The organism is Azospirillum sp. B506 (genome assembly GCF_000333595.1).
GTDB lineage: Bacteria > Pseudomonadota > Alphaproteobacteria > Azospirillales > Azospirillaceae > Azospirillum.
The window spans coordinates 1-1,474 of sequence record NZ_BADK01000171.1 but is presented as its reverse complement, the minus strand read 5'-3'; the positions used below and the strand labels follow the sequence as shown (position 1 = coordinate 1,474).

2 protein-coding genes and 1 pseudogene are annotated in these 1,474 nt (G+C 65.7%); all 3 read left to right on the top strand.

What is annotated here, in order from left to right; all coding sequences use genetic code 11:
* A partial coding sequence (locus I71_RS06000; RefSeq protein ID WP_042692281.1) for an autotransporter domain-containing protein occupies nt 1-274 on the top strand: 274 nt, incomplete at its 5' end.
* A 73-nt stretch (nt 275-347) separates the two neighbouring features.
* Nucleotides 348-1,043: a dienelactone hydrolase family protein gene (locus tag I71_RS05995; protein ID WP_042692278.1), complete on the top strand. Its 696-nt coding sequence runs from the start codon at nt 348-350 to the stop codon at nt 1,041-1,043.
* Between the two features lie 127 nt (nt 1,044-1,170).
* Nucleotides 1,171-1,474 (top strand): annotated as a pseudogene (locus tag I71_RS05990) (3-deoxy-8-phosphooctulonate synthase); the annotation flags it as partial.

Here is a 1,474-nt window from a genome sequence, read left to right as displayed (position 1 = left end):
CGATTTCGGCAGCGTTCTGCCCTATGCCAAGGTGACGCTGAACCGGGAGTTCAAGGACGACCAGCGCACCATCACGGTGGAAAGCCGCAGCATATCCACGCTGGCCTACGATGTGGCGGTGGCGAAGCCGGACCGCAGCTATGTCGACCTGACCGCCGGCGCCTCCGTCAAGCTGGCGGAGTCGGTGACCGGCACGCTCGGCCTGAATGCCCGGCTGGGCGAGGAGAATCGCCGCGATTACGGCGGCTTTGTCGGCGTCAGCGTCGGATTCTGACGAAGGGCGGGGTGACCGGGGCCGAGTCCGCTCCATATCAGGGGCGGATTTGCCAACGGGAGGTAAGAGCACAATGACCGAGGTGATGATTGACGCCGCCGACGGCGGCCGCTTTTCCGCCTATGTCGCCAAGCCCACGGTGACCCCGGCGGGTGGATTGGTGGTGATCCAGGAGATCTTCGGCGTCAATGCCGTGATGCGCGAGCAGTGCGACTGGTACGCCGCGCAGGGCTTCCTGGTTGTATGCCCCGACCTGTTCTGGCGCCAGCAGCCCGGCGTGCAACTGAGTGACAAGACCGAAGCGGAATGGAACCAGGCATTCGCCCTGTTGAACGGCATGGATCAGGACAAGGCGGTCGAGGATCTGAAGGCGGCGCTCGCCTGGGTGCGCGGGCAGGACGGCAGCACCGGCAAGGCCGGCACCGTCGGTTACTGCCTGGGCGGCCGGCTCGCCTTCATGATGGCGACGCGCTCGGATGCCGAAGCCAATGTCGGCTATTACGGTGTCGGACTGGAAGGGCTGCTGGGCGAGGCCGACAAGATCGCCAAGCCGCTGCTGCTGCACATCGCGGAGAACGACAAGTTCTCCAGCCCCGACAAGCGCGACGCGGTGGTGGCCGGGGTGAAGGACAACGAATGGGTGACCGCCAAGGTCTATCCCGGCATGGACCATGCCTTCGCCCGGCCGGGTGGGGAGCATTACGACCGGGATGCGGCCGATGAGGCGAACCGGCTGACGGTGGAGTTCTTCCGGACGCATCTGGCCTGACGCCAGCGCCGTTGACCGATTTCCTGAATAGTGGGATGCAAGGGGCTTCCGACCCCAGCCGGCTATCCATGCCGGGTGAGTGCGGGAGGGCGACGCCCTCTCGCCCGCATATGTTTGGAGCACTCCGATGACCACGCCGCGCGCCGTTCAGGTCGGCGACCTGACCATTGCCAACGACCGTCCCTTCGTCCTGATCGCCGGCCCCTGCCAGATGGAAAGCCGCGACCACGCGATGGAGACCGCGGCCGCGCTGGTGGAGATGACCCGCGCGCTGGGCATGGGGCTGATCTACAAGTCGAGCTTTCGACAGGCCAACCGTACCTCGATCACCACGGCGCGCGGTCTGGGCATGAACAAGGCGCTGCCGATCTTCGCGGAAATCCGCGAGCGTTTCGGCTGCCCGGTCATCACCGACGTCCATGAATCGACCC

What these genes read in the sequence shown, in the direction of transcription:
- I71_RS05995 (WP_042692278.1), top strand. Translation starts at nt 348, where the DNA reads ATGACCGAGGTGATGATTGACGCCGCCGACGGCGGCCGCTTTTCCGCC.